This window comes from Streptomyces sp. BPTC-684 (assembly GCF_030028635.1).
Taxonomy (GTDB): domain Bacteria; phylum Actinomycetota; class Actinomycetes; order Streptomycetales; family Streptomycetaceae; genus Streptomyces; species Streptomyces noboritoensis.
On sequence record NZ_CP124863.1, the window covers coordinates 6,603,425 to 6,630,311 of the forward strand.

21 protein-coding genes are annotated in these 26,887 nt (G+C 71.2%); 6 read left to right on the forward strand and 15 right to left on the reverse strand.

Annotated features, from left to right (window positions below):
• Positions 1 to 23 precede the first annotated feature (23 nt).
• From QIY60_RS29525 to QIY60_RS29545, 5 genes are all read right to left on the reverse strand, one after another.
• Complete coding sequence (locus tag QIY60_RS29525; RefSeq protein ID WP_283145221.1) at positions 24 to 386, reverse strand: STAS domain-containing protein; 363 nt, start codon at positions 384 to 386, stop codon at positions 24 to 26.
• Positions 383 to 1,654 (reverse strand): SpoIIE family protein phosphatase, encoded by a 1,272-nt coding sequence (locus tag QIY60_RS29530; RefSeq protein WP_283145222.1) that lies wholly within the window; start codon positions 1,652 to 1,654, stop codon positions 383 to 385. Before QIY60_RS29530 ends, QIY60_RS29525 begins: the two co-directional genes overlap by 4 nt.
• Complete coding sequence (locus tag QIY60_RS29535; protein WP_283145223.1) at positions 1,654 to 1,830, reverse strand: hypothetical protein; 177 nt, start codon at positions 1,828 to 1,830, stop codon at positions 1,654 to 1,656. Before QIY60_RS29535 ends, QIY60_RS29530 begins: the two co-directional genes overlap by 1 nt.
• Before the next feature lie 78 nt (positions 1,831 to 1,908).
• The gene (locus QIY60_RS29540) at positions 1,909 to 2,898 is read right to left on the reverse strand and encodes an aldo/keto reductase (protein ID WP_283145224.1); all 990 of its coding nucleotides are present in this window, start codon (positions 2,896 to 2,898) and stop codon (positions 1,909 to 1,911) included.
• 97 nt (positions 2,899 to 2,995) lie between these two features.
• Entirely contained in the window at positions 2,996 to 4,693 is a 1,698-nt protein-coding gene (locus QIY60_RS29545) for a ricin-type beta-trefoil lectin domain protein (RefSeq protein ID WP_283145225.1), read from the reverse strand.
• A gap of 310 nt (positions 4,694 to 5,003) precedes the next feature.
• Here QIY60_RS29545 and QIY60_RS29550 point away from each other — a divergent pair, with 310 nt between their 5' ends.
• From QIY60_RS29550 to QIY60_RS29565, 4 genes are all read left to right on the forward strand, one after another.
• Entirely contained in the window at positions 5,004 to 7,331 is a 2,328-nt protein-coding gene (locus tag QIY60_RS29550) for a beta-galactosidase (protein ID WP_283145226.1), read from the forward strand.
• A gap of 404 nt (positions 7,332 to 7,735) precedes the next feature.
• Complete coding sequence (locus tag QIY60_RS29555; RefSeq protein ID WP_283145227.1) at positions 7,736 to 11,680, forward strand: beta-ketoacyl synthase N-terminal-like domain-containing protein; 3,945 nt, start codon at positions 7,736 to 7,738, stop codon at positions 11,678 to 11,680.
• Positions 11,681 to 11,737: 57 nt separating this feature from the next.
• The gene (locus QIY60_RS29560; protein ID WP_283145228.1) at positions 11,738 to 13,174 is read left to right on the forward strand and encodes a radical SAM protein; all 1,437 of its coding nucleotides are present in this window, start codon (positions 11,738 to 11,740) and stop codon (positions 13,172 to 13,174) included.
• Positions 13,171 to 13,932, forward strand: coding sequence for an SDR family NAD(P)-dependent oxidoreductase (locus QIY60_RS29565; RefSeq protein ID WP_283145229.1), 762 nt, complete (start codon positions 13,171 to 13,173; stop codon positions 13,930 to 13,932). The genes QIY60_RS29560 and QIY60_RS29565 overlap by 4 nt, the downstream gene beginning before the upstream one ends.
• Before the next feature lie 18 nt (positions 13,933 to 13,950).
• Here QIY60_RS29565 and QIY60_RS29570 read toward each other — a convergent pair whose 3' ends face one another.
• Positions 13,951 to 14,850, reverse strand: coding sequence for an acyl-CoA thioesterase domain-containing protein (locus QIY60_RS29570; RefSeq protein WP_283145230.1), 900 nt, complete (start codon positions 14,848 to 14,850; stop codon positions 13,951 to 13,953).
• Between the two features lie 164 nt (positions 14,851 to 15,014).
• On the opposite strand from QIY60_RS29570, the gene QIY60_RS29575 reads away from it, so the two are divergent.
• A complete protein-coding gene (locus tag QIY60_RS29575; protein WP_283145231.1) occupies positions 15,015 to 17,213 on the forward strand; it encodes an MMPL family transporter in 2,199 nt (732 codons plus the stop codon).
• A 5-nt stretch (positions 17,214 to 17,218) separates the two neighbouring features.
• On the opposite strand, the gene gltX is transcribed toward QIY60_RS29575, so the two are convergent.
• Both gltX and QIY60_RS29585 read right to left on the reverse strand, forming a co-directional pair.
• On the reverse strand, positions 17,219 to 18,583 hold the full coding sequence (gene gltX / locus QIY60_RS29580; protein WP_283145232.1) for a glutamate--tRNA ligase: 1,365 nt from the start codon (positions 18,581 to 18,583) through the stop codon (positions 17,219 to 17,221).
• Between the two features lie 175 nt (positions 18,584 to 18,758).
• Positions 18,759 to 19,730: an RNA polymerase sigma-70 factor gene (locus QIY60_RS29585; protein ID WP_283145233.1), complete on the reverse strand. Its 972-nt coding sequence runs from the start codon at positions 19,728 to 19,730 to the stop codon at positions 18,759 to 18,761.
• A gap of 137 nt (positions 19,731 to 19,867) precedes the next feature.
• Here QIY60_RS29585 and QIY60_RS29590 point away from each other — a divergent pair, with 137 nt between their 5' ends.
• Positions 19,868 to 20,353 (forward strand): carboxymuconolactone decarboxylase family protein, encoded by a 486-nt coding sequence (locus QIY60_RS29590; RefSeq protein WP_283145234.1) that lies wholly within the window; start codon positions 19,868 to 19,870, stop codon positions 20,351 to 20,353.
• Here the strand turns inward: QIY60_RS29590 and QIY60_RS29595 are convergent.
• Genes QIY60_RS29595 through QIY60_RS29625 form a run of 7 tightly spaced genes read right to left on the reverse strand, consistent with a single transcriptional unit; the run spans position 20,346 to position 26,629 of the window.
• Positions 20,346 to 21,017, reverse strand: a complete 672-nt coding sequence (locus tag QIY60_RS29595; RefSeq protein WP_283145235.1) for an HAD family phosphatase — start codon at positions 21,015 to 21,017, stop codon at positions 20,346 to 20,348. The genes QIY60_RS29590 and QIY60_RS29595 overlap by 8 nt on opposite strands.
• Position 21,018: 1 nt before the next feature.
• Positions 21,019 to 21,825, reverse strand: coding sequence for an ABC transporter permease (locus QIY60_RS29600; protein WP_283145236.1), 807 nt, complete (start codon positions 21,823 to 21,825; stop codon positions 21,019 to 21,021).
• Positions 21,822 to 22,589 (reverse strand): ABC transporter permease, encoded by a 768-nt coding sequence (locus QIY60_RS29605; protein WP_283145237.1) that lies wholly within the window; start codon positions 22,587 to 22,589, stop codon positions 21,822 to 21,824. Before QIY60_RS29605 ends, QIY60_RS29600 begins: the two co-directional genes overlap by 4 nt.
• Positions 22,589 to 23,542: an ABC transporter ATP-binding protein gene (locus tag QIY60_RS29610; RefSeq protein ID WP_283145238.1), complete on the reverse strand. Its 954-nt coding sequence runs from the start codon at positions 23,540 to 23,542 to the stop codon at positions 22,589 to 22,591. Before QIY60_RS29610 ends, QIY60_RS29605 begins: the two co-directional genes overlap by 1 nt.
• Positions 23,539 to 24,603 carry a hypothetical protein gene (locus tag QIY60_RS29615; protein ID WP_283145239.1) on the reverse strand — a complete coding sequence of 355 codons (1,065 nt, stop codon included), beginning with the start codon at positions 24,601 to 24,603 and terminating at the stop codon, positions 23,539 to 23,541. The genes QIY60_RS29610 and QIY60_RS29615 overlap by 4 nt, the downstream gene beginning before the upstream one ends.
• Complete coding sequence (locus QIY60_RS29620; protein ID WP_283145240.1) at positions 24,600 to 25,421, reverse strand: hypothetical protein; 822 nt, start codon at positions 25,419 to 25,421, stop codon at positions 24,600 to 24,602. Before QIY60_RS29620 ends, QIY60_RS29615 begins: the two co-directional genes overlap by 4 nt.
• On the reverse strand, positions 25,418 to 26,629 hold the full coding sequence (locus QIY60_RS29625) for a pitrilysin family protein (RefSeq protein WP_283145241.1): 1,212 nt from the start codon (positions 26,627 to 26,629) through the stop codon (positions 25,418 to 25,420). The genes QIY60_RS29620 and QIY60_RS29625 overlap by 4 nt, the downstream gene beginning before the upstream one ends.
• Between the last annotated feature and the right edge of the window lie 258 nt (positions 26,630 to 26,887).

The following is a 26,887-nucleotide window of genomic DNA, read 5'->3' on the forward strand; positions in this document are numbered from 1 at the left end:
ACCACTTGTTCGGACTTGCCCGTTCACGGATGGGACGGGGGTGGTGTCCAAGCCGCCTCGGCTGCTCGCGCGGTGGCGTAGGTGGGGAACACCTGGTCGAGGCCGACGATGTGGAAGATGCGGCTGACACGGGCGGGAACGGCGGCCAGGGCGATGCCCGCCCGGGCGTCGAGGGCGTGGTTGCGGGCGGCGAGCAGGACGGTGATGCCGCTGGAGTCGCAGACGGTGATGCCGCTCAGGTCGATGACCAGTTGCTGGCCTGCCCGGAGTGTGAGGCCGGGCAGGAGCGCGCGTACGTCGGGGACGCTGTCGTGGTCGAGCTCTCCGGCCAGTTCGATGACGGGCCCGGCGGGGGTGGTGCGGGTGCGGACGGTCAGCTCGGTCACTGCGGCTCTTCACTGGGGAGTCGGGGCACGCTGATGGCGAGGACGGCCGTGTCGTCGTCCACTCCGGTGCCGAAGGTGTCGAGCAGGTCGCGGACCGCGCCCACGGTGTGGGCGGCGGTCGTGGGTCCCAGGGCCCGGGCGAAGTCGAGGAGCGCTTCGTCCCCGTAGCGGTCGCTGTCACCCATCTGCGCGGTGTGGGCTTCGGTGAGGCCGTCGGTGTGGAGCAGCAGGGTGTCGCCGGGGTCCAGGTGGACGGTCGTGGTGGCGATGTGGGCGTCGGGCAGGACGCCGATGAGCTGCCCTCCGGGGGTGGGGAGGAAGTCGGCGCTGCCGTCGGCCCGTATCAGCAGGGCCGGCGGGTGGCCGCCGCTGGCCAGGGTGATGCGGAAACCGTCCCGGTCGGCGTCGGGGGTGAGCAGTCCGAAGACGACGGTGCAGAACCGCGGGTCGGTGCCGTTGTATTCGTGGTTGAGGACCGTGTTGAGGTTGCTGAGGACGGCGGCCGGGTCGGGGTCGTAGACGGCGGCGGCGCGCAGGGTGTAACGGGCGAGCGACGTGATGGCCGCGGCGGTGGCGCCCTTGCCGCACACGTCGCCCAGGAACAGTCCCCATGTTCCGTGGGTGAGGGGGAAGAGGTCGTAGAAGTCGCCGCCTACTTTGTCGGTGGAGGCGATGTGGTAGTGCGCGGCGACGTTCAGACCGGGCACGTTCACCAGAGCCGGAGGCAGCAAGGTCTGCTGCAGGGTGGCGTTGAGACGTTTGAGTTCCTCGCGTTCGCGTTCCGCTTCCCGGCGGGCGCGCAGCAGCTCGCTCTCGTACGCGCGGCGTTCGCGGGCGTCGAGGACGGTGGTACGGATGAGCAGCGGCCGACCGTCGCCGCCCGTCTTGACCGTGGAGGTCACCAGCACCGGCAGACGGCTGCCGTCGGCCGCCTTGAGCTCCAGGGCGATCCCGCTGACCTCGCCCTGCGTGCGCAGCAGGGGAGCGAAGTGGGTCTCGTGGGAGAGGCGGCCTCCCACGGTGAGCAGGTCGGCGAACGTCCTGCGGCCCACCACGTCACTCCGTGCGTAGCCCAGCCAGTCCAGCAGCGTCGTGTTGATCTTCGCGATCGTGCCGTCCAGGAGGGTGGACAGGTAGCCGCACGGCGCATGCTCGTACAGATCCTCGGCACTGTCTTCCAGCAAGGCCGAGAACGCGGCGTCGCCGTCACCGGGCCGCTTTTCGCGAGCCCGGTCCTCGTCGCTGTCGCCGCCGTTGGCCGGGCACATCAGTGGCCCGCTCGCACGAACCCGGTGATCGCGTCAGCCGTTCCCTCGGGTGCGGCGAGCTGGGGGCAGTGCCCGGTCGCGTCGCTGGAACACTGCGCGACCAGGGTGGGCACGGTGACCACCGGCCCCCCGGCCCGGCCGGTCACCGTCACATGTTTCCTGCCGCACACCGTCATGCGCCACATCGTCGCAGACCGCTCCATGGCCGCGGCAGGAGCTCGACACCCCTTCGGGCGTACAGGTTCAGCAGCGGTTCAGTTGTCGACGAAGGTGAGGCTGGTGGCGTCGTAGCGGGTGCCCGCGATCTGCTCGCGCGGGGCGGCGGCCTCGATGGCGGCGAGGTCCTGCGGGGACAGTTCGACGGTCAGGGCCGCGAGGTTCTCCTCCAGGTAACGCTGGCGCCGGGTGCCGGGGATCGGCACCACGTCCTGGCCCCGGTGCTGCACCCAGGCCAGGGCGAGTTGCCCGGCGGTGACGCCCTTCGCCGTGGCCAGCTCGTTGAGCTTCGCCACGATCGCCAGGTTCCGTTCGAGGTTGCCGTCCGCGAAACGCGGCTGGCTGCGCCGTATGTCGGTGGCCTCCAGCTTTTCGACCGAGCTGTACTGGCCGGTCAGGAAGCCGCGGCCGAGCGGGGAGAACGGGACGAGGCCGATGCCGAGTTCGCGGCAGACCGGGGCGATTTCCTCCTCCAGATCGCGGGTCCACAGCGACCACTCGCTCTGCAGTGCCGCGATCGGGTGCACCGCGTGCGCCCGCCGGATGGTCTGGGCACTGGCCTCGGAAAGCCCGAGGTGGCGTACCTTCCCCTCCTGGACCAGCTCGGCCATCGCGCCGACGGTCTCCTCGATCGGCACCGCCGGGTCGACCCGGTGCTGGTAGTAGAGGTCGATGTGGTCGACCCCGAGGCGCCGCAGCGACGCCTCGCACGCCTGCCGCACGTAGGCGGCGTCCCCGCGGATCCGGGTGGGCTCGCCCAGGCTGTTGGCGAAACCGAACTTGGTGGCCAGCACCACCTCGTCACGGGGCCGCCCGGCAATGGCCTGACCGATCAACTCCTCGTTGTGACCGGAACCGTAGAAATCGGAGGTGTCCAGCAGGGTCACCCCGAGGTCGAGGGCGTGGCGCAGCGTCGCGATCGACTGCGTGTCGTCCGTGGCGCCGTAGCCGTGGCTCATGCCCATGCACCCCAGGCCCTGCGCGGAAACCGCCAGGCTGCCCAGGTAGCGGGTGGGGACGGTGGTCATATTGCTGCCTCCTGAACGTGAAACGATCTGCTCAGGACGCTAGGCGCTGGAGTGCACTCCAAGTCAACCGGGTTTTGGGGCTGCGCAGGCGAGCTCGTCAATTGGGCAGGGACCAGACCTGGTTGGCCTGGAGGTGGCCGCACGTCCAGGTGTCGAGCTTCGTCGCATCGGCCGTACCGCCCCCGTACACGTCCAGGCACAGCGCGCTCGCGGCATTGCGGACTGTGCCATCGGGGTTGACGGTCCATTGCTGGGCCGTGTTGCCCGTGCACGTGGACAGGGTGACGGGGCTGCCGGCGGTGGTGTTGCTCGCGGTGAGGCACTTGCCGAGTGAGCGGAAGGTGCGGTCGGTGCCCGTGGTCCAGCGTTGGTTGGGGTTGCCGGTGCAGGTGTAGAGGATCACCTGCGTGCCGTCGGCCGTGCCGCTGCCGGTGACGTCCGCGCACTTGGCGCCGTTCCCGGTGAGCTGGCCGGTGGGGACCGCGGCGCCGCAGCCGCTGCCGGGGGTGAGGCGCCAGACCGCCGTGCCGTGGGCGGGGACGCTCGCGGTCAGGCTGCCGCTGACCGTCGAGGTGGCGCCGGTCCACAGATCCTTGGCGGTCACCGGGCAGCCCGGCAGGCCGACGTCGGCGAGCGCGGTGGAGAGGGAGCGGGCGGTCGCACTCCGGTTGAGCACGGCGACCGCGCGGTCCCCGTTGGCGAGCGGCCGGGCGAGCACGTCGGTGCTGCCGTCCGTGGACACCACGCCCGCCTGCCGGCCGAGGCCGTCCTGGTCCACCTTGATCAGCTCGGTGTTGCCCAGCGCGGACCGGGCCGCCGGGGTGAGCTTGGCGACGTCCGAGGAGAGGATGAGCGGCGCGGCCATCATCGACCACAGGGCGACCTGGCTGCGGGACTCGTCGTCGGTGAGCCCGCCCGCGCCCGCGATCAGGAAGTCCGGGTCGTTCCAGTTGCCCGGCGCGGCGTAGCGGCCGATCCAGCGGTTGTAGCCGTAGTTGGCGAGCACGCTGGACCAGCGGCTCGTGTTCGGCCGCGCGGGATCGTAGGTGGCGATGTCCCAGCCCTCGCGCCAGAGCTGGCCGTCCGAGCCGACCCAGGACAGCACGTCGAACCAGGTGGGGTTGCCCCATTCGCCGCTCTGGAAGTACGCGGGCGCCGACTCGGAGAAAACGATCTCGCGGCCCGAGCCGCGCAGCGCCGCCGCTTGGGCGTCGTACGCCTGCCGGTACGCCTGCTCCCGCGTCTGGCCCGGGGCCACGTACACGTTGCAGCCGTCGAGTTTGAGGTAGTCCACGCCCCAGGAGGCGAACGCGGCGGCGTCCTTGGCGAAGTGGTCCGCGCCGCCGCCCTGCGGTCGGCCGCTGCCGGGGTAGCCGCCGCACGTCGACGAGCCCGCGTCCTCGTAGATCCCGAACCGGAGCCCGCGGGCGTGGAGGTATGAGCCGAGCCAGGCCATGCCGTGCGGGAACTTCACCGGGTCGGCGACGAGGTTCCCGTCGGCGTCCCGCGACCGGGTCGTCCAGCAGTCGTCCACGGTCACCGTGGTGTATCCCTTGGCGGCCAGGCCGGTGGAGACGAGGGCGTCGGCGTTGGCGGTGACGGTCTGCTCGGTGACGCCGCACTGGTAGTGGGCCCAGTCGTTCCAGCCCATCGGCGGGGTGGAGGCCGGTACTTGGGCCGCTGCGGGGAGGGCCTCGGGGGACGCGTGCGCGCCGGTCGCCGTCGCGAGCGGCAGGCACAGCAGGGCCGAGGCGACCGCCGTCAGAGCGGTGCGTATGCGTGGGGGGCGTGGCACGGGGAGCTCCTCTGTGGTGAGAAGGGGACGTGCGGCCTGGCGTGATTAATGATGCATCGTAGCGCGGAGTTTGAAGCACCTTCAATCACCGTGCACCCAGCTTGAGTTGAGCACGGCCGGGTGGCTCGGGGAGGTCCGAGGCACGCTTTCCCCAGGCGGCGTGTTTGGTTACGTGCACTCTTGACGCTTCTTGATCGATTAATTACGTTGCGGCGCAGCACGGCGGAGAGAGGCGTGTCCTTCCGCCCGCCTCATGTGCCGCCGAACGCCTCATGACCGCACGGTCCGCCCGCCGCCCCGGGGAGTACGCATGCACCGACGCACCCTGCTGGTCGCCGCCGCCCTGAGCCCGGCCGCCGCGCTGGCCGCCTCCGGCAGGCGCGCCTCCGCCGCCGGTCACACCTTCGGCTTCTCTCCCGACGGGTCCCAATTCATCCTGGACGGCGCCGTGTTCCAGATCCGCAGCGGTGAGATGCATCCCGCCCGCATCCCCGTGCAGTACTGGCGCCACCGCATCCGGATGGCCAAGGCGATGGGCCTCAACACCATCGCGCTCTACGTCATGTGGAACTACCTCGAAGAGCGGCCCGGCGTCTTCGACCTCACCACCGACCGGCGCGACTTCGCCGCCTTCATCCGGCTCTGCGCGCAGGAGGGCATGTACGTGCTGCTGCGCCCGGGCCCGTACGTCTGCGGCGAATGGGACCTGGGCGGGCTGCCCTCGTACCTCCTGAAGAAGCCGTCGGTCCGGCTGCGGGTGAACTCGGGCCAGGACCCGGACTACATGGCGGCCGTGGCCCGGTACGTGAACGCGATCGCCCCGGTCGTCCGGCCGCTGATGGCGGTCAACGGCGGCCCGGTCCTGATGGTGCAGATCGAGAACGAGTACGGCTCGTACGGCAGCGACGGCACCTATCTGGAGCAGCTGCGCCAACTGTGGCTCGGGGCAGGTGTGGAGGGGCCGTTCTACACCCAGGACGGGCTCGGCCAGGTCGTGGCGAACCACACCAACGTCACCGGCGGGGCGATCGGTCTCAGCGGCGGGACCTCCTCGGACATCAGAGCCTGCCGCACGGCGTATCCGAGGGTCCCGGCGATGTCGGGGGAGCTCTACCCGGGATGGCTCACCCACTGGGGCGAGGGCGCCTTCGCCGGGCAGGACACCGATCTCTCCGGGGCGCTGCGGGACCTGATGAACGCCGGGCAGTCGTTCAACGTCTATGTGGTGCACGGCGGCACCAACTTCGGTTACTGGGCCGGTGCCAATGCGAACGACGACGGAAGCGGCTACACCGCCGACATCACCACCTACGACTACGGGGCGCCGATCAGCGAGCAGGGGCGGCCCGCGCCGAGGTACGCCGCGTACCGCTCGCTCATCGGCGGCTATCCCGGTGTCTCACTGCCTCCGGTACCGGAACCGGTCCCCACCATCACGCGCACCGGAAGCGACGCCCCGATCCCGAGCGCCTACGCGTCGCTGTGGGACAACCTGCCCGCCGCGCTGCCGCCCGCGCAGACCGTCGCGCCGCAACCCATGGAGAACTACGGGCAGAACTCCGGGTTCATGCTCTACCGCAAGGTCCTCTCCGGGTACGCGGGAGCGGCCGCGCTCGACGTCACCTCCGTCCACGACTACGCCACGGTCTTCCTCGACGGCGTCTACCAGGGCGGTATCTCCCGTCCGGCGGTCCCCTCGGCGTACGCGACGCCGCTGAAGGTGACCACGGGGTCGCGCATGGCGCTCGGTTCGGCGGGCGCAAGGCCCACACTGGACATTCTCGTCGAGGGCATGGGCCGCACCAATTTCGGCCACGGCCTGGTCGACCGCAAGGGCATCACCCAGCAGGTCTCCCTCTCCGGCGCGGGCCCGCTGAACGGCACGGTCAGTGACTGGCAGACGTACGCCCTGCCGGTCGACGAGGCGTTCGTCGCGGCCCTGCGCCCGAAGATCAGCGACCCCGGCCGCGCGGGCATCTTCTTCCGCGCCACGGTCGCCCTCGCCGAGACCGGCGACACCTACCTCGACATGTCCGGCTGGACCAAGGGGGTCGTCTGGGTGAACGGACGCAATCTCGGCCGGTACTGGTCGGTCGGACCCCAGCAGCGCCTGTACTGCCCCGCCCCGTGGCTCACCGTCGGACAGAACGAGATCCTCGTCCTCGACCTGCACCAACTGCGCCCCCAGCCCATCCCGTTCCGGGCGACCCTCGCCGAAACCCCCTGCACTCTCACCAACCGGCGCAGCGGCAGACTCCTCGACGTACCGGACTGGTCAACCGCTTATGGTGTGCAGCTGAACCAGTGGAGCGGCAACGGAGGCGCCAACCAGCAGTGGCGCCGTACCGCGGTCGCCGACGGGACCTGCACGTTCACCAACGTCAACTCGGGCCAACTCGTCGACGTGCAGGGCAACGCGTCCGCCGACGGCACACCGGTCATCCAGTGGCCCGCCAACGGCGGCGCCAACCAGCGGTGGCGCCAGGTGCCCACCGGCGACGGGTACGTGAAACTCGTCAGCGTCAGCACCGGGAAGGTGCTAGGGGTGTCCGGCAACGCGACCACCGACGGTGCGAAGATCGTCGAACAGACCGACACGGGGGATTTCAGCCAGCAGTGGCTCATCGCGTCACTGTGACGGTATGGCGGTATGGCGGCGGTGCGGACTCACGGCTTCCAGCCGCGGGCAGAGGTCCGCACCGCCACGCGAAGGCGCAGCCGTCACATGCTCAACTCCCGTAAGCGCACGCCGAGTTACGCGCCCTCCCCTCTGTCGTGCCTCCGCGCCGTCGCACGCCCCGGACGCACCGCCCCGCCCGCTGAAGGTGTCCTTGACCCCGCCGCTGCCCCGCACCTAGCCTTGCAAAGGTGCGCTAAGGGGCATTTCGGCTGACTCATGCGTGGACCGGCGGTTCGCCGAAGCCCTGGAAGCCGGCAAGTGAACGCGCTTTGACACTTCACACCTTGTGGCCGTCCTGGGCCGCCACCCCGTGTGGGCCCCGCCACGACAGCGCCGTCACCCCCCAGCCGAAGGAGATCGGCATGGACGCTGAGCCCATTGCCTTAGTAGGGATCGGATGCACACTGCCCGGTAAAGTCCATGGTCTTGACGACATGCACACCGTCCTGAGGGAAGGGCGCGACTGCGTCGAAGAAATACCGTCCAGCCGCTGGGACGTGGACGAGTACTACGATCCCGACCCCCTGGCCCTGGGCAAGACCTACACCCGGCACGGCGGATTCGTCGACGACGTCGACCTCTTCGACGCGACGTTCTTCGGCATCTCGGACGCCGAGGCGACCCGCATGGACCCGCAGCAGCGCCTGCTCCTGCAGACCGTGTGGCACGCCCTGGAGCACGCCGGGCAGAACGCCGACGAGATCAGGGGCAGCAACACCGGTGTCTTCCTGGCTCTCATGAACAGCAACAGCTACTTCATCCTCAAACACGAGGCCGTGGGCCTCAACGGCATCACGGCCTACGACTCGATGAGCGACTCGATGAGCATCAGCGCCGGCCGCGTCGCCCACTTCCTCGACCTCAAGGGCCCGTGTCTCACGGTGGACACCGCCTGTTCCGGCTCGCTGGTCGCCATGCACCTGGCCCGGCAGTCCATCCTCACCGGCGAGTGCGATTCGGCCATCGTGGCCGGGGTCAATCTGATCCTCAACCCGCAGGTCCACATCGCGTTCTGCAAACTCGGCCTGTTCTCGCCCAGCGGGCAGTGCCGGTCGTTCGACGCGAAGGCGGACGGGTACGTGCGCAGCGAGGGCTGTGTGGCCGCGCTGCTGCGCCGCCAGTCGCTCGCCGAGGAGCGGGGCGATCCGGTCCTGGCCCACATCGTCGGCACCGCCATCAACCACGACGGACGCACCCCCGCGCTGACCGCCCCCAACGGGCGGACCCAGGAGGAGGTCATGCGCGCCGTCCTCACCCGCAGCGGCATCGACCCGGCGCAGGTCGACTACGTCGAGGCGCACGGCACCGGGACCCCGGTCGGCGACCCCATCGAGATGGGCGCCATCGCCAACGCGTACGGCCGGCCGCGCACCGAAGGGCGGCCGCTGTACGTCGGCTCGGCGAAGAGCAACTTCGGACACACCGAAGCCGCCGCGGGACTCCTCGGCGTCGTCAAGGCCGCCCTCTCCCTGCACCGCGAGACCATCTACCCCAGCGTCCACCTCGACCGTCTGAACCCCAAGATCGATCTCAGGGGCGCCGCGGTGGAGGTCCCCACCGAGCCGGTGCCCTGGCCCCGGGGGGACGTGCCGCGGCTGGCCGCCGTCAACTCCTTCGGCTACAGCGGCACCAACGCCCATGTGCTGCTGCGCGAGGCCCCGCGCCCGCGTCGGCACACCGACGCGGTGCGCCGACGCCCCGCCGAACTCCTTGTGCTCTCCGCCAAGTCGTCCACGAGCCTGGACGCGCTGGCCGACCGCTGGGCGCAGTACCTCTCGCGCACCGACCGCGACAGTCTGCCGGCCGCCGTCTACACCGCCGCCGCCGGGCGGGCCGCGCACCGCCACCGTCTCGCCGTGACCGGACGGGGCGGCACCGAGATCGCCAACGACCTGCGGCTGTGGCGGACCCGGCGCACACCCCCGTCGGTCACCGGCGGCCACCCGGTCAAGGCCGCCAGGACGGCCTTCGTCTTCACCGGCCAGGGCGTCCAGTACCCGGGCATGGCCCGCGAACTGTACGACCACGAGCCGGAGTTCGCCGCCGCGATCGACCGGTGCGCCGAGGTGCTGGACGGCGAACTGCCCGTACCGCTGCGCCAGCTCCTCTTCGAGGAGCAGTCACCGCAGGCGCTCGACGACACGCGCCTCGCCCAGCCGGCGCTGTTCGCCGTCGAGTACGCGCTCGCGTCCCTGCTGCGCTCCTGGGGAGTGGTTCCGGACGCGGTGGTGGGGCACAGCATCGGCGAAGTCGTCGCCGCGTGCGTCGCAGGCATGCTCACCTTGGAGGACGCCGCCCGCTTCAGCGCGGTACGCGGCCGACTCATGGGCGAACTGCCGCGCGACGGAGTGATGCTGGCCATCGCCACCGACCCCGGGACCGTCGAGGGCTGGCTGTCCGGGCGGGAGGCCGACGTCTCCCTGGCCGCGGTCAACGGGCCGCGCGCCGTGGTCGTCTCCGGCCGGGCGGAGGCGGTGGACGAGGTGGCGCGCCTCGCCGGGGCACAGGGCATCCGCACCACCCGGCTGCGCACCTCCCACGCCTTCCACTCGCCGCTGATGGACCCGGTCCTGCCCGAGCTGGGCAAGGCCGCCGCCACGCTGAGTCCCGTCGCCCCGGCCGTCCCGGTGTTCTCCGGCGCCACGGGCGAGGCGTTGACCGGTGAGGAGGGACCCGAGTACTGGAGCCAGCAGGCCCGTCGGCCCGTCCGGTTCCACGACGCCCTGCGTGCGGTGGCCGCCAGCGGCTGCACCGCGGTCGTCGAGATCGGCCCCCACCCCGCGCTGCGGACGTACGTGGCGGAGGCGTTCGGGAAGGCCGACGTGACGGTGATCCCCACCCTCCAGCAGGACGGGCGGGACGTACGCAACCTCCTCGCCGCCGCGGGCGCGCTGTTCACCGCGGGTGCAGGGGTCGACCTGCCCGCGCTCTACCGGGGCCCGCGCCACCGCCGTACCTCCTCCGCCCCGCAGTACCCCTTCCGCAGGGACCGGTACTGGGTGACGCCCGAGGACGCCGACCGCACGGCGCCGGCACCGGCGGCTCCGCGACGGCAGGCGCCGCCGACGGCAGTACCCGAGCCGCGACCGGCGGCGCACAGCGTCCACCGGCAGGACGTGCAGCCCGGCACGCCGTGGGTGGACCACCGCATCCTCGGCGCGACCGTCTTCCCGGCCACCGGCTATCTGGAGCTGGCCGTCGACGCCCGCGCCTCGGCCGACGGCTACGGCTCCGCGCCCGTCGAGCTCACCGACGTCAGCTTCGTGCGGCCGCTCGTCCTGGCCCCCGCCAGGCCCAGCAGCGTACGGGTGGACCTGGCGGGCGAGGGCGCTCCGGCGGACGGCCGCTTCCGGTTCACCGTGGCGGGGGGCGACGGCGACGACGCGCCCCGGTACTGCCACGGGACGGTCGGACCCGTCGGGGAGCAAGCGGGCGACTCCGTAGAGCGCCTTGACGATCTGCGCGCCCAGATGTCCACGTCGCTCGCGCCCGGACGCCTCTACGGACTGCTGCGCGAGGACGGCCTGGAGTACGGCGCGAGCTTCTCCACCGTCCGCGAGCTGTGGACCGACGAAGCGGGCGGCCAGGCGCTGGGCCGGATCACCGCCGCTCCCGACGGCGCGGCACGGGCCGGGCATCCGCACCGGTTCGCGACCATGCTCGACGGCTGTCTGCACCTGGCCGCGGCCGCCGCACTCGACGGCGCCGCCAAGGGCACCTACCTCCCGGTGGGAATCGGCAAGATGGTGCTGCACGGACCCCTGCCCGACCAGATCTGGGGCCATGTCCGGCTGGCCGATGCCACCGACACCGCGTTCACGGCGCGCCTGCGCGTCCTGGACGACACCGGGCGCCTCCTCGCGGACCTCGACGCCATCGAGTTCCGGCGCGTGGGCTCGCTGACCGATCCCTCGGCGGACCCGGCCGGGCCCGCCGGCAGCCGCTCGCGCGAGAGCGGCGAGTCGCGGCGCGAACTGCGCGAACGCGTCGGACCCCTCGCCGCCGGGGAGCGCCGGCAGGCGGTCATCGACTGGCTCATGGTCGAGATCGTCGACACCCTCGGCCGGATGTCGACGGAGCTGGAGATCGACATGAGCGATCTCGACCCCTCGCTGGCCCTCCTTGAGATCGGCCTCGACTCGCTGACCATCACCGAACTCCAGCGGCGCATCCAGGAGAAGCTCGACTTCCGTTTCAAGGCCATGGAGGCCCTGGAGTACCAGAGCATCGACGAACTGGCGGAGTACCTCCTCCACCAGGTGATCCTGGCGGACCCGGCCGACGCCGGCGCTCCGGCGCACTCCTGAGCCCGGCCCACCGCCGCGATCGGCAGACCACATCCGGCAGATCCCACCAGAGGGGAAGTGCCAGCAACCGTGTTGAGCCCCGACTTCGTCAACAACTACCTCGACAGCCACCTCGGTGAACGCCAGGTCAACAAGATCCAGCACGGCTTCCCGTCGCCGCGCTTCTGGAACGAGACGTCCGTACCCCTCGACGAGATCGCCGAGGACCGGATCCGCCTGCGCGAAGCGCACGGCACCTCACCCGTGTTCCTGTACGTAGGCGTCCCGTACTGCATCCAGACCGATCCCGGAAAGTGCGGGTACTGCCTCTTCCCCGTGGAGGAGTTCCAGGGCAACGCCGCCCTGGAGACCTACTACGGGTACGTGGAGCGGGAAGCGGAGATGTACCGGGAGCAGATGCAGGGCTCCGTCCTCGCCGGAGCGTACTTCGGCGGGGGCACCTCCAACCTCTACAAGGGCCCCGTCTACCACCGGCTGATGGACATGGTGCGCCGCCTCTTCCCGGAGATCTCGGAGCAGGCGGACCTCACCCTGGAAGGCATTCCCCAGCTGTTCTCCCGGGAGAAGATGCAGGCCATCAGCGACTCCGGGATGAACCGCATCAGCATGGGCGTGCAGCAGGTCAACGAACGCCTCAACAGCTTCAGCGGCCGCAAGCAGACCACCAAGCACGTCATCCAGAGCCTGGAGTGGGCCCGTGAACTGGGGCTGTCCGCCAACGTCGACCTGATCTTCGGCTGGCCGCAGCAGACCGTCGACACGATGCTGGAGGACCTGGAGACCCTGGTGTCGTGGGACGTCTACGACATCACCCACTACGAGCTGAACGTCGGCGGTCCCACCGACTTCGCGCTCAACCGCTTCCACGAGCTGCCCAGCACCCTGGCCAACCTGGAGATGTACCGGGCGGGGCGCGACTTCCTGCTCGACCGCGGTTACCAGCAGTTGTCCACGTACAACTTCCGCCGCCCCGGCGACCCCGCGGCCCACGACTTCCGCGAGGGCTACACCACCCGCTTCGACCACCTGGACACCCTGGGACTCGGCTACGCGGCGATCACCTTCTTCGGCAATCCCGCACTCGCCTCGGGCCGCTCTTGGTCGTTCATCAACCAACGCAACCTGGCCCAGTACAAGGCGGCCGTCGACAACGGCCGGTTCCCCGTCGAACGGGGCTACCGGCACACCTCCGAGGACTGGCTGATGATGCTGCTCTTCCGCAGCCTCATCAGCACGGAGATCGACCGGACCCAGTACGCCGCCGCCTTCGGCCTCGACGTCTACGACAAGTTCGCCACCGTCTGGGACGCCCTGGCCGAGCGCGGGTACGCGCGGATCACACCGGAGCGGATCACCTTGACCGGCGACGGCCCGTTCTACGCACCGATGATCTCCGCCCTGATCTCCGAGGACCGCTACCGCGAGCTGCGCGAGGAGGCGGCGCGGCGCAAGAAGGAGTCCCGGCCCGCGGCCGCGTCCCGGAGCGGACAGTGACGGACGACCTCCCCCTGGCGGGGCGCGGCTGCGTCGTCACCGGCGGGTCGCGCGGCATCGGCGCCGCGGTGGTGCGCCTCGCACTGGCGCAGGGCGCCGATGTCGTCTTCGGCTACCACAGCGACAAGGACCGCGCCCGCACCCTCGCCGACGAACTGGGCGCCGCGTATCCCGACCAGCGCTGCGTCCCGCTCTACGCCCATGTCGCCGACACCGACGAGGCCGAGCGCTTCGCCGTTGCGGCGCTCGGCCACCTCGACCGGTTCGACGTCCTCGTCAACAACGCGGGCGTCACCCGGGACACCCTGTTCGCCCGGATGACCCCGCAGCAGTGGCACGAGGTCATCGGCACCAACCTCGACAGCATGTACACCGTCACCAAACCGCTGCTGATGCCGCTGGTGAAACAGCGCGGCGGCGCCATCATCAACATCGCCTCCTCCTCCGGGCTGCACGGCATCCCCAGCCAAACGGCCTACTCCGCCGCCAAGGCCGGGGTGATCGGCTTCACCAAGGCCCTGGCCAAGGAGATCGGCGCACGGGGCGTCACCGTCAACGCGGTCGCCCCGGGACTCATCGAGACCGATATGACGGCCGGGATACCACCGGACAAGACCGAGTTCCTCAAATCCCTCATCCCCGGCCACGCCTTCGGCACCCCGCAGGACGTGGCGCACCTGGTGTGCTTCCTCGCCTCCGACCGGGCCCGCTACATCACCGGGCAGGCCATCGAGGTCTCCGGCGGCCTGGTCGTATAGGTGCCGTACGGGGGTGGCTCAAACCGTTTGCCCATGGCCGCCGCTCACGCGCAGGAGTCCCTCCTGGGCGAGAGTGGCGGCCAGGATTCCGTCACGGGTGAAGACCCGGCCGAGGACGAGGCCACGTCCGCCGGCGGCCACGGGCGTCTCGTGGGCGCAGAGCAGCCAGTCGTCCGCGCGGAAGGGGTGGTGGATCCACACCGTGTAGTCGATGCTGGCGCCACTGGCGTGGAACCACGAGACGCCGTGCCGCACCAGCACCGTCTCCAGCATGGTGACGTCGCAGAGGTAGACCAGGAGGCAGGCGTGGAGCAGCCGTTCGCGGTCGCCGCCCGCCCCGGGAGACAGCTTGCCCTTGGCACGCAACCACACCTGGGTCCGGGCCGACGCCAGCGACGGGTCCTTCTCCACGTCGAAGCTCAACGGCCCGACGAACCGCTGGTCGTAGGGCTTGCCCAGGGGCGACACCTGCGCGCCGAACGCCTTGGTCAGCCGCTCCTCGTAGGTGGGCAGGTCCTCCGGGGCCGGAACCGGAGGCATCGGGTCCTGGTGGGTGAGGCCCGGCTCGGGCCGGTGGAAGGAGGCGGTCAGGGAGAACACCTCCCGGCCACGCTGGCCCGTATACACCCGTCGGGCGGCGAAGGCCGTGCTGTCCTTGACCCGTTCGACCCGGTGCTCGAAGGGCGTGTGCGGCACGGCGGGCCGGGTGAAGTGAGCGTGCACCGAGTGCACGTCCAGCCCGTCGGACACCGTACGGCCGGCGGCGGCCAGCGCCTGGGCGGCCAGATGTCCTCCGTACACGGGGGAGGAGGGCTCCAGGGGAGCCGGTCCGAGGAAGTGCTCGCCCTCGCCCCGGTCGGGCGCGGGGTCCAGATCGAGCAGGCCGAGCAGGTCGAGGAGTGCGCGTTCCTGATCCATGGGCCCCACTCACCTCGGCGTCGCCGTGCGCCAGCCAGTATCGCCAGGCCGGCCCGGCCCATCAACCGAACAGGCCCGAAAGGTGGCCGAGTTGTGCCGCTGACAGGATGCCGGTCCGTGCGGTACCTGGGAGCAACGCCCGCTCCACGATCGGAGGACCCCCCATGTTCGACCGCGTCAGCGCGTCGCTGTACCGGCGACGCGTGGCCGTGCTGTGGGTGAGCGCGGTAGTCGTCGTACTGGCCGGAATCGGCGGCCTGGGGGTGGAGAACCGGCTGGTCCACGGCGGGTTCGCGGATCCCGGGGCGCAGTCCTCCCGCGCCGAGCGCCTGGTGGCCGAGCACTTTCCCGGCGCCGACGACGACCTGGTGCTGCTGCTGCGCGGCGCCGGTCCGATCGACTCGGCGCAGATGGTCTCCCTGGGCACAGAACTGACCCGGCGCGCGGAACGGACCCCCGGCGTACGCGCGGCCACCTCGTACTGGACATCCGGGCAGGCGCCCTCGCTGCGCTCCCGGGACGGCTCCATCGGGCTCGTCACCCTCTCCCTGCGCGGTGACGAGGACGACCGGGCGAAGACCGCCGAGCGGCTGGTGCCGGACGTGCGGCGGCACGCGCAGGGGCTGACGGTGATGGCGGCCGGGTCCGCGCAGGTGCAGTCGGAGGTCGGCAAGCAAACCGCCCACGATCTGCTGCTCGCCGAGGCGATCGCCACGCCGATCACCCTGGTCCTCCTCCTGCTGATCTTCGGCAGCGCTCTGGCCGCCGCCCTGCCGCTGGTCATCGCGCTGCTGTCGATCCTGGTGAGCCGGGCCGTGCTCAACGCGCTGGCGGACACCGTGTCGATCTCGGTGTACTCGATGAACTCCACCACCGCGCTGGGCCTCGGACTCGCCATCGACTACAGCCTGTTCATCCTCGCCCGCTTCCGCGAGGAGCTGCGCGGTGGCGCCTCGGTGCGGGAGGCCCTGGTGCCCACGGTGCGCAGGGCCGGACGGACGGTCGCGTTCTCCGCGCTCACCGTGGCGCTGTCCCTCGTCGCCCTGCTGGTCTTCCCGCAGTTCTTCCTGCGGTCCTTCGCCTATGGCGGGATCGCGGTGGTCCTCACGGCCGCGGCGGGCGCGGTCTTCGTGCTGCCCGCGCTGCTGGCCGTCCTGGGCCACCGGGTCAACCGCTACGACGTCTTCGCCCGGTGGCGCGGTGCCGCGCCGCCCGCCGCCCCCGAGGACGGGCGCTGGTACCGGTTCGCGATGGCGGTGATGCGCCGCCCGGCCCTCTACGGCGGGGCCGTGATCGTACTGCTGCTCGTCCTCGCCTCCCCGTTCACCCGGGTCTCCTCCGGCCTCTTCGACGACCGCTCGCTGCCCGTCGACTCCCAGGTGCACCGCGCCACGCAGCTGCTGCGCGACCGCTTCGACGCGGGTGTGCTGGGCACGGTCCCGGTGGTGGTCCAGGGCGCGGGGCGCGACCTGGATTCCTACGCCCGCACACTGTCCACGGTGCAGGGCGTACGCCAGGTGACGGCGTCCACCGGCGCCTACGCGGCGGGACGCCGGGTCCAGGAGCCCGGCGCGGGTTCCGCCGCCCTCGTGGACGGCGATACGGCCCTGCTCTCCGTGGTCTCCTCGGTGGAGCAGGACTCGTCCGCCGGCACCCGACTCGTAGGCCGTTTACGGACGGTGGCGCCGCCCGACGGCACCGAGGGGGTGTGGGTGGGCGGACGGGCCGCCGAGGTCAAGGACAGCACCGCGGCCATCACCCGGGCCACTCCAGCGGCGATCGGCATCGTGGTGGGCTTCTCCCTGGTGCTGCTGTTCCTGTTCACCGGGAGCGTGCTGATGCCGCTGAAGGCGCTGGTGCTCAACACCCTCAGCCTCAGTGCCACGTTCGGGGCGATGGTGTTCGTCTTCCAGGAGGGCCACCTGTCGTTCCTGGTGGGCAGCCCGCTGCACACCGGCACCCTGGACGCCACCATCCCGATCCTGACCTTCTGCGTGGCCTTCGGCCTCTCCATGGACTACGAGGTGTTCCTGCTGTCCCGGATCCGCGAGCGCTACCTGCGCACCGGCGACAACACGGAGTCGGTGGCCTTCGGCCTCCAGCACACCGGCCGCATCATCACGGCCGCGGCGGTCCTGGTGGCCGTGGTCCTGTTCGTCTTCGCGGTCTCCGGGGTGACGCTGCTGAAGCTGCTCGGCGTCGGCCTGGCCCTGGCGGTGATCCTGGACGCGACGCTGGTCCGCGCGGTCCTGGTCCCCTCCTTCATGCGCCTGGCGGGCCGCGCCAACTGGTGGGCCCCCGGACCACTGCGCCGCCTCCACGACCGGGCGGGGTTGCGGGAGGACGCCGACGACGGGGCCTGACCGAACTACTTGGCGAGCCTCGTCAGCGCGGCATCCAGCCGCGCCAGCGCCCGCTCGCGCCCCAGGACCTCCAGCGACTCGAAGAGCGGCAGGCCGACCGTCCTGCCGGTCACCGCGACGCGTACCGGGGCCTGGGCCTTGCCCAGTTTGAGGTCGTGGGTCGCGGCCACCTCCTCCAGTGCCGTCTTCAGGGACTCGGCGTCCCACGGTGTCGTCGCGTAGCGCTCCCGGGTGTCCTTGACGATCGCGTCGGCGCCCGGCTTCATCGCCTTCGTCCAGGACGCCTCGTCGTCCACCGGCTCGGCGAGGAACAGCCAGTCGACGTACTTGGTGATCTCGCTGAGCACGGTGATACGGGTCTGGGCCAGCGGGGCCAGGGTCGCGAAGGCGGCGGCGTCGAAGGACTCGGGCGCCCAGGTCGCGTACGGCTCGGTCAGCCACGGGCCGCACGCCTCGATGAACTCGTCGGGCGACAGGTCGCGTACGTACGCGCCGTTGAAGGCGGACAGCTTCTTCACGTCGAAGAACGCCGAGGAGCCGTTGACGTCCTTGACCCGGAACAGGCGCTCCAGCTCCTCCTGCGGCCGGATCTCCATGTCGCCGCCGGGGCCCCAGCCCAGCAGCATCAGATAGTTCACCATCGCCTTCGGCAGATAGCCCTCGGCGAGGTAGTCCTCCAGCGCGACCTTGTCGCGCCGCTTGGAGAGCTTCTGCCGCTTCTCGTTCACGATCACGGGCAGATGCGCCCACACCGGCGGCGTCGCCCCGAGCGCCTCCCACAGCAACTGCTGCTTCGGCGTGTTCGACAGGTGCTCCTCGCCCCGGATGACCTGGGTGATCCCCTCGGCCAGGTCGTCCACCACGTTCGCGATCAGGAAGACCGGCGATCCGTCACCGCGAGCGATGACGAAGTCCTCGATGGCGGAGTTCGGGAAGGCCGGCTCGCCCCGGACCAGGTCCACGACGACGGTCGCGCCCTCGTCGGGCGTACGGAACCGCAGCGCCCGCCCCTCCGCGTACTCCAGACCGCGCCCCCGGCAGAACCCGTCGTACCCGAGCTGCCGCGACCCGGTCCGCTCCTGGACCTGCTCCCGTGTGCAGTCGCAGTAGTACGCCCGGCCGTCCGCGTACAACCGCTGCGCGGCCTCGCGGTGCCGGTCGGCGTTCTGCGACTGGAAGTACGGTCCCTCGAAGGCGGGGTCGGCCTCGGAGATGCCGATCGACGCGAGCGCGTCGATGATCCCCTCCGTCCACTCGGGCTTGTTGCGCGCGGCGTCGGTGTCTTCGATGCGCAGGACGAACGTGCCGCCGGACTGTCGCGCGACGGCCCAGTTGTAGAGAGCGGACCGGGCCCCGCCGACGTGGAACATTCCTGTCGGGGACGGAGCGAAGCGAACACGAACCGGGGTGGTGGGCATGGAGGGAGACTACCGATCCATGCCGTGGCGACGCGCGCCAATACCCATGGGTGACCCGGCGGAGCCCGAAGGTTCAGCGGGGGCGTGGCCCCGACGGATCTTCGTACGAGGTGACTTGCTCCACCCCTTATCGGCGCAGGGCGGTTTCCCGCTGCATGTGCGAGAGTTTCGCGGGATTGCGTACCGCGTAGAGGCCCGTGACGAGGCCGTCGTCGATGCGTACCGCCACGACGGTGTCGACCTCGCCGTCGAGCCGGAGGACCAGCGCCGGGTAGGCGTTGACCTGGGCCGGGCGCAGCGACGACGCGCTCATCCTGCCGAGCCCGGCGGCCAGCAGGCGGGCCACCTTGCCGGCTCCCAGGACGGGCTCCAGGACGGCCTGCTTGACTCCGCCGCCGTCACCGAGGAAGACGACGTCCGGCGCGAGGACGTCGAGCAGGCCCTGGATGTCGCCCGTCGCGGCCGCCCGTTGGAACGCGTCGAGTGCGTCCTGGGTCTGGGTGCGGGTCACGGTCCCGCGCGGTCGGCGCGCCGTGACGTGGGCCCGTGCCCGATGGGCGATCTGGCGGACCGCCGCCGGGCTCTTGTCGACGGCTTCGGCGATCTCGTCGTACTCGATGGCGAACACCTCGCGCAGCACGAACACCGCCCGCTCGGTCGGTGTGAGCGTTTCGAGCACCAGCATCATCGCCATCGAGACGCTGTCGGCCAGTTCGACGTCCTCGGCCACGTCGGGCGTGGTGAGCAGCGGCTCGGGCAGCCAGGTGCCGACGTAGGACTCCTTGCGTCGGCCGAGCGTACGCAGCCGGACCAGCGCCTGGCGCGTGGTGATCCGGACCAGGTACGCACGCTGTTCCCGCACGGCGGCGAGATCGACGCCCGCCCACCGCAGCCAGGTCTCCTGCAGGACGTCCTCCGCGTCGGCGGCCGAGCCGAGCATCTCGTAGGCGACGGTGAACAGCAGGTTGCGATGGGCGACGAACGCCTCGGTGGCGGCGTCGGTGTGTCCGCCGTCGGCGAGCTCCGCCGTGTCCTCGGTCCGCTCGGCATGCTCGGTCTTCACCATCTGCTCCTGCCTGTTCGCTCTCGACGGTGCCATGCGCACAAGACACCGCACCCCGAGGCCTTGTGACACCCCTGAGCGGTGGCGCTCGTCACACGACCGCCCGCGTCACAAACAGCGCGCCGCCGGCATCTGGTGTTCGTTCACGCGACACCACGAGTGAGGACGAAGTCATGGAAACCCGTTTCAACCTGTTCGAGAACGAGCTCGGCTCCAAGTTCGGCAAGCGGTTCGCCAACGCCTCCCTGGTGGTCCGCCAGTCGTCGCTGCCGGCGTCCACGCAGGAGCTGGTGGCGCTGCGCGCCAGCCAGATCAACGGCTGCGGCTGGTGCATCGACCTGCACACCAAGGAGGCCGCGGCCGCCGGTGAGAGCGCGGTACGGCTCAACCTGGTCGCCGCCTGGCGCGAGTCCACCGTGTTCACCGAGGCCGAGCGGGCCGCGCTGGCCTTCGCCGAGGAGGGCACCCGGCTCGCCGACGCCCACCAGGGCGTGTCCGACGAGACCTGGGCGCAGGTGCGCGAGCACTACGACGACGACCAGATCGCCGCGCTCGTCTCGTTGGTCGCCCTGATCAACGCGGCCAACCGGCTCGCTGTGCCGGTGCACCAGAAGGGGGGTTCCTACGAGGTCGGCATGTTCGCGGCCGCCGTCAACTGACCGCCAGCAGGCTCCGGAGCAGTTCCGGCTCGGCCAGGGTGGTGTAGAGGGCGTCGCCGCTCAGGGCCGGGCCGGGCGAGGAGGGGACGGCGACCACGTACAGGCCCGCCGCCCGGGCCGAGCGGATGCCGATCGCCGAGTCCTCCACCGCCACCGCACGGCCGGGTACGACGCGGAGCCGTTCGCAGGCGGTGCGGTAGAGGTCGGGCGCCGGTTTGGGGCGGTCGACGTCGTCACTGCCGAGGACCACCTCGAACGCGTCGGCCAGGCCGACGTGTTCGAGGTGCTGGACGACGGCGTGGCGCGGGGAGTTGGAGACCACCGCGAGCGGGCGGCTCGTGGACAGCCGGGCGACGAACTCGGCCGCGCCCGGCATGGCGGTGACGCCTTCGTCGAGACTGTCGGAGACGAGTGCGCGGACCTGTCCGGCGAGTGCTTCGTGCTCGGCCGGCCGCCCGAGCAGTCGGCCCAGGGCCCGGCCCAGCTCCGTGAGGTGCAGTCCGATCAGGGCCAGTCGGTCCGCGTCGCCCAGCGACACTCCGTGTTGGGCGCAGACGGCCGCGCAGGCCCGGTCCCAGTGCGTCTGGGTGTCGACGAGGGTGCCGTCGCAGTCCAGGACCACGGCGTCGGTGGGGGGTACGCGGGTGGCGCGTGTCCGGGTCACGTCAGGCACCCGTTCCCATCGAGCCCGACCGGCGGCCCCGACGGGCCATCAGCCGGAACATCCAGGAGGCCGCGACGAGCCAGCCGATGCCGAGCAGCACGGCCCAGCAGGCCGGGAGCAGGGCGGGGCCGGTGCCGCCGCTGACGGAACGTATCGCCTTGAGGGTCTGGGTGAGGGGGATCGCCTGTGCCACGGCCCGTACCCAGTCGGGCCAGTACGAGGTCGGCACCTGGACTCCGCACACCGCCATCATGAGCAGATACGTGGCGTTGGAGATGATGTTGCGGGCGCCGTCGGCGTTGAACGCCACCGCGGCGACGAACAGGCCGAAGCAGTAGGTGCTCACCGCGGTGAGGACGACCAGTGCGGTGACGGGCAGGATCTGCCCGGCCTCCCAGTGCACCCCGAACGCCGGTCCGAGGCCGAACAGCGCGACCAGTGAGGTGATCGTGCCGCTGACCGGCCACTGCAGGCTGCGCCCGATGAACACCCAGGAGAGCGGGGCCGGTGCCGCGGTCAGCAGGGTGAGGGTGCCGACCCGTCGCTCCCAGGTGGTGGAGACGACGACCATCATCGATTCGATGACACAGGTCATGACCGCGTTGCCGACGAGCAGATACCGCGTCTGGTCGGCGGATCCGATGACGTGGCCGAAGAAGGCGAAGAAGGTGACCTGGGCCAGCATCCGGCCCAGCCAGCCGAACGTCCAGGTCTTCCAGGTGTACATGTGGCGCATGTCGGCCAGCGCGTTGGCGGCGCTGTAGCGGATGATGCGCGCGGGCGCGGTGATCGATGTCGTGAGGCTCATGAGTGGGACAGCGTTCCTAGTCGGCGGACTCGGCGCAGCACGCGGTGCAGCAGCGCCATTCCGATCAGATGGCTCGCGACGCCCAGCGCCAGGACGGCGGCGATGCGGGCGGCGACGTCGTGCGGGGCCGGGGCGGCCAGGCTGTCGCGCAGCAGGTCGCCGCTCCAGGACAGGAAGATCAGGTGGGATGCCGGACGGAGCCAGAACGGCAGCATCGCCACGGGGATGAGGACACCGCTGAGCAGGTAGAACGGGTAGGTGAGGGTGTTCTGGACCGTGCGGGCCGAGGGCATCAGGATGAACAGCGGGGAGAAGATGGTCGCGGTGGCGGCCATCGCCAGCGCGGTCACCACCAGGCACAGCACGAACGGGAGCGGGTGGCGCACCGCCAGCCACCGGTCGAAGACCAGCCCGGCGACGAGCCACGCCTCCGCGAAGGAGAGCAGACCGAGGGTGGTCACCGCGCAGATCCGCCCGATCACCAGGGTGGAGAGCCGCGCCGGTACGGCGATCAGCGCTTCCAGGGTGCCCGACCTGCGCTCGTCGCCGATCAGCTCGCCCGCGATGAAGAGGGCCAGCGTCCACAGCGACATGAGGGTGGGGGACACGATGGCGAACGGGGCGAGGTCGGGCCGTTCCGCGTGCTCCGAGATGGCCATGAAGACCAGCGTGAACAGCGGGGCGGTGACACAGATCTGCAAGGTGTCCGGGGCGCCCCAGGCGACTCTGAGCTGGAACCGGAAGCCGGTGAGGAAGATCCGCATCAGCCGACCGCCATCCCTCGGTCGCCGATGAGGTGGAGGTAGGCGTCCTCCAGGTTCGGCCGCTGGGTGGACAGGTCGGACACCCCCGCGTCGACCAGGAGGCGCAGTACGGTACGGGTCACCGAGGAGTCGGCGGTCTCCACCCGGAGCCGGCCGGACGGCTCCGGCTCGACCGAGACGACGCCCGGCAGCGCGGCGAGCGCCTGCCGTGTCTGTGCCGGTACGGCGCCCGCGACCACGCGTTCGTGACGGGGCACCACCTCGCCGATGGCGGAGGGGGTGTCGGTGAGGAGCACGCGCCCCCGGTCGATCATGGTCACCAGGTCGCAGACCGCCTCGGCCTCGGCCATGTCGTGGGTGGTGATCAGCACGGTCCTGCGCTCCGCGCGCATCTCGCCGACGAGCGAGCGGAAGTCGCGGGCGGCCACCGGGTCCATGCCCACGGTGGGTTCGTCGAGGAGCAGCACGCGCGGGTCGCCGACCAGCCCGCGGGCCAGGTGCAGCCGCTGCTTCATGCCGCGCGAGAACGTGTCGACGCGGTCGCCCGCGCGGTCGGCCAGGCCGAGCCGCTCCAGCAGTTCGTCGACCCGCAGCCGCAGCGCGGAGCCGTGCAGTCCGTACATCGCGGCCCAGAAGCGCAGGTTCTGCCGGGCGTTGAGCCGCCCGTAGAGGCCCCGGTCGCCGCCGAAGACGATCCCGATGTGGCGGCGGACGGCCGCCGCGTCCGTGGCGGCGTCGTGGCCCAGCACCTTGGCGCTGCCGGAGGTGGCCTCGAGGACGGTCGAAAGGATCTTGCACAGGGTGGTCTTGCCCGCGCCGTTGGGGCCGACCAGGCCGCGTACCTCGCCGAGTTCGACGGTCAGGTCCACGTCGCTGAGGGCCTGGGTCCTTTTGGCACCGGCCCGTCCCACGCCGTAGTCGCGGCACAGCGCGCGTATCTCGATGGCACTCATCGGGGTCCTTCGGGCAGATGGGGGAGGGCGGCGAGCGCCGCCTCGTAGCGGTCCGGTGCGACCAGCTCGGACTCGACCAGCAGGTAGTCGCCGACCGGGGTCAGCATCAGGGTGTCGCCGCCCGCGTGGTGCTCCACCGCGCGCCGCCAGTCGGGGCGTTGGGCCCGGCGCAGCTCCATGCCGTAGCGGACCCGTGTGGTCGGCGCGGTCTCCCGGGCGGCGACCGCGCCGCGCAGCTCGCGCTCCTGCTCGGCGGCCGGTTCCAGCCGTCGGCGGAGCTCCTCGAACGGGCCGAGCGGCGCGCACCGTCCGGCGTGGGCGAGGAGTTCCGCCACCTCCGGGGCCAGCCGGTACTCGCGGACCGTCGCCTCGGCGTCCGCGACCGAGTCCGGGCCGACCTGGGACAGGACGATCACGTCGATCGCGTCGACGGCGTGGAAGGCGCGCTGGAACTTCTCCTCGGCGATCGCGAGGAGGCTGGTGAGCACGTCGTCCGCCGGGGGCCGGGAGCGTACGGGCAGCACCGCGCCGTCCCCGAAGTAGGCGGCGGTGCCCACGTCGATCTTGGCATCGCGGTCGAGCAGGGGGTCCAGCGGCACCCAGGAGAGGGTGGCCATCATGTGCCGGTGCTCGCCGTCGACCAGGGAGTAGTCGATCGCGTCCACGGCCTGGTGGTCGAGCACCACCCGGACGACGCTCCAGAGCTCCCGCTCGCCGGAGACGACCAGATCGAGGTCGCCCGTCGGCCGCAGCACGCCTTCGGGGTAGTGCTGGGCGATCGCGGGTCCCTTGAGCACGCGTACGGGGTGGGCGGCCGAGACCGCGGAGTGCAGGCGGCGGTAGCCGTCGGCGCGGGCGCGGGCGCGGCGCAGATCGTCGGCGGATCCGGTGCCGAGCTTGTGTCCGGCCCGCTCGGCGACCGAGAAGACCAGCTGGACGAGCGCTTCCCGGGTGGCCCTCGCGCGGCGGACCAGGAAGCGCAGGTCGTCGTCGGGGGAGAGGTCGAACAGCCGGTACAGCAGCGGCAGATCGACCGAGTCGGCGCGGGCGCGGGTACTCATGCGGAGGTCTCCTCGTCGGGGCGGGGGCGGCGCCAGAACCGGTGGTCGAGGCACCAGCCGCGCTCCAGCAGGGACGCCACGACCCGGGCGCCGCTGTCGGGGCCGGTGCCGTCGTGCACGACGTTGCCGAACAGCGGCCGTTCCCGCTCGGCGGCGAAGGCGGCGCACGCGGCGACCAGTGCCGCGGTGCCGGGCCGTACGACGTCGCTCTCCTCGACCAGCAGGTCGAACAGGTCGATGAACTCGGTACCGGTGACCTCGTCCTGGGCCTCGGTCAGCACGGACGCGTGGCCGACCGGGCGGCCGTCACGGGTCAGCAGGAAGGAGACCCGGTCGGGGGCGTCGAGTACGTCCGCGGCCGCGGCCTCGATCAGCTCCGCGTCCGGTACGTTCCCGGGCCCGTAGCCGTCGGCGATCGCGCGGGCCAGCCAGCCCACGATCAGCGCGTCGTGCTCCGGTCCGGCCGGCGCGATGGCGAGACCGTCCGACGGGCGCGGTGCTTGCGGTACGGAGCCGGTGAAGCGCACATAGCTGACCGACGGGAGCCAGGGCGCGGGCAGTCGGGTGTCGCCGGGCGCACGCAGCAGCAGCTCGCCCGCCTCGGGGTGGGCTGCTGCCAGCTGTCGTTCGAGCTCGGCCAGGGCGGTGGGCGTGGCCAGCAGCTCCGGTGCGGCGTACTCCACCAGACAGCGCTGTTCCCGGGTGACGGGGTCGGTCTGCGCTCCCGCCACGTAGACGTGGTGGGCGATCTCGGCCCGCATCCGCTGCTCGTGTGCCCAGGTCAGATAGGCGGGGGAGGCAGAGGTGGGGGTGCTCATGACGCCTCCGGTCGTACGACGACGGTCAGCTCGCTCAGTACCTCGGCGGCCGCGGTGCGGACCTGCTCCGTGTCGACGGCGTCCAGGGCCGCCAACTCCGCGGCCAGCGACCATGCGGCGGTTCCGGCGCGGGTGCGCTGGGCGACCATCCGCAGATGGTCGAGGGGCGACTCGCTGTCCAGGATCAGCCGCATCCGGGCCTGCCGGCGGGCGGCCGCCAGGTCGTCCGGGGCGGGGCCGGCGGACGCCAGATCGGCCAGGATCTCGCGCACGATCGCCACGACCGTCTCGCCGTTGCCGGGCTCGATGCCGACCAGGACCCGCCATGCGCCCGCTTCCTGGTAGCCGCGGTCCCAGCACGCGAAGGAGTAGGCGAGCCCGGCCTCGTTGCGCAGTTTGCGGTAGAGCGGGGACGACGGGCTGTCGCCGAGGAGTTGGGCCAGGATCGCGAAGCGGCGGCGGCCGGGGTCGTCGGCCGCGCTGGAGCGGGCACCGACGCAGACCCAGCCGTACTCGTCGGGCCAGGCCACGGCAGTCTCCGTGGGCTCGGCAAGCGGGGACAGCGCATGGGCGGGCGGTGCGACGGCGGCGGTCGGCACGGTCCGCCCGAGGCCGTCGAGACGCGGCAGCCGGGGCCCGATCACGACCAGCGTCATGGCACTGGTGAGGAACCTGCTGCGGTATCCGTCCAGTACGTCGGGGAGGGTGATCCGGCGGATCTGCTCGACGTCGCCGCCGACCGGCCGGCCCAGCGGGTGGGCGGGGAAGAGCCGGGCCAGAAAGGCGTCCTGCACGACGTCGCCCGGGTCGGCCTGTGCCGCGGCGAGCTCCTGCAGGACCGCGTCGCGCTCGGTGTCGAGGACCGCGTCCGTCAACTCGGGCCGCAGCACCGCCTGGTGCAGCAGTCGCGCCACCGTATCGGCGTCGTCGGCGTGCACCTGGGCGTAGAAGAGCATGATGTCGAGACCGGTCTCGGCGTTGGCGTGGCCACCGAGCCGCTCCACCTGCTCGCAGAACGAGGGGCGCCCGTCCAGCGGGGCCGACATCAAGGTGTGCTCAAGCAGGTGGGCCAGGCCGCCGTGCTCCGCCGGGTCGTCGCGCGAGCCGTAGCGGACGGCGAGGCAGATGCTGGTCGTGCGCAGCCGCTCGTCCAGTAGTGCGATCGTCGGCAGTGCGGAAGGTTCGACGACGGTGGGCGAGCTTGGCATCTCGGCCTTTCCCTGGGGTGCTCGGACGATGTGTCACGGACGCTTTATACGGAGAGACAAAGCAGGGCGGAGCAAGTGCCCCGCCCTGCTTTTATGAGCGGAAATTACCGCTGCTTCGTCGACGTCTTGTCCAGACGCGGACGGAGCGTCACCTTGTGAGCTCGCATTTTCGTTCCCTCCCTTCGTTTCTCGATCCGCCGGGGGTGCCCCAGAAACATATGAGCATCAGAAACACCGCGTCAAGCCAGGATCGAGCGT

What these genes read in the sequence shown, in the direction of transcription:
- QIY60_RS29590 (WP_283145234.1), top strand. Translation starts at nt 19,868, where the DNA reads ATGGAAACCCGTTTCAACCTGTTCGAGAACGAGCTCGGCTCCAAGTTC.
- QIY60_RS29570 (WP_283145230.1), bottom strand. Translation starts at nt 14,850, where the DNA reads ATGGATCAGGAACGCGCACTCCTCGACCTGCTCGGCCTGCTCGATCTG.
- QIY60_RS29605 (WP_283145237.1), bottom strand. Translation starts at nt 22,589, where the DNA reads ATGCGGATCTTCCTCACCGGCTTCCGGTTCCAGCTCAGAGTCGCCTGG.
- QIY60_RS29530 (WP_283145222.1), bottom strand. Translation starts at nt 1,654, where the DNA reads ATGTGCCCGGCCAACGGCGGCGACAGCGACGAGGACCGGGCTCGCGAA.
- QIY60_RS29620 (WP_283145240.1), bottom strand. Translation starts at nt 25,421, where the DNA reads ATGAGCACCCCCACCTCTGCCTCCCCCGCCTATCTGACCTGGGCACAC.
- QIY60_RS29600 (WP_283145236.1), bottom strand. Translation starts at nt 21,825, where the DNA reads ATGAGCCTCACGACATCGATCACCGCGCCCGCGCGCATCATCCGCTAC.
- QIY60_RS29555 (WP_283145227.1), top strand. Translation starts at nt 7,736, where the DNA reads ATGGACGCTGAGCCCATTGCCTTAGTAGGGATCGGATGCACACTGCCC.
- gltX (WP_283145232.1), bottom strand. Translation starts at nt 18,583, where the DNA reads ATGTTCCACGTCGGCGGGGCCCGGTCCGCTCTCTACAACTGGGCCGTC.
- QIY60_RS29585 (WP_283145233.1), bottom strand. Translation starts at nt 19,730, where the DNA reads ATGGCACCGTCGAGAGCGAACAGGCAGGAGCAGATGGTGAAGACCGAG.
- QIY60_RS29625 (WP_283145241.1), bottom strand. Translation starts at nt 26,629, where the DNA reads ATGCCAAGCTCGCCCACCGTCGTCGAACCTTCCGCACTGCCGACGATC.
- QIY60_RS29575 (WP_283145231.1), top strand. Translation starts at nt 15,015, where the DNA reads ATGTTCGACCGCGTCAGCGCGTCGCTGTACCGGCGACGCGTGGCCGTG.
- QIY60_RS29550 (WP_283145226.1), top strand. Translation starts at nt 5,004, where the DNA reads ATGCACCGACGCACCCTGCTGGTCGCCGCCGCCCTGAGCCCGGCCGCC.
- QIY60_RS29540 (WP_283145224.1), bottom strand. Translation starts at nt 2,898, where the DNA reads ATGACCACCGTCCCCACCCGCTACCTGGGCAGCCTGGCGGTTTCCGCG.
- QIY60_RS29615 (WP_283145239.1), bottom strand. Translation starts at nt 24,603, where the DNA reads ATGAGTACCCGCGCCCGCGCCGACTCGGTCGATCTGCCGCTGCTGTAC.
- QIY60_RS29535 (WP_283145223.1), bottom strand. Translation starts at nt 1,830, where the DNA reads ATGACGGTGTGCGGCAGGAAACATGTGACGGTGACCGGCCGGGCCGGG.
- QIY60_RS29610 (WP_283145238.1), bottom strand. Translation starts at nt 23,542, where the DNA reads ATGAGTGCCATCGAGATACGCGCGCTGTGCCGCGACTACGGCGTGGGA.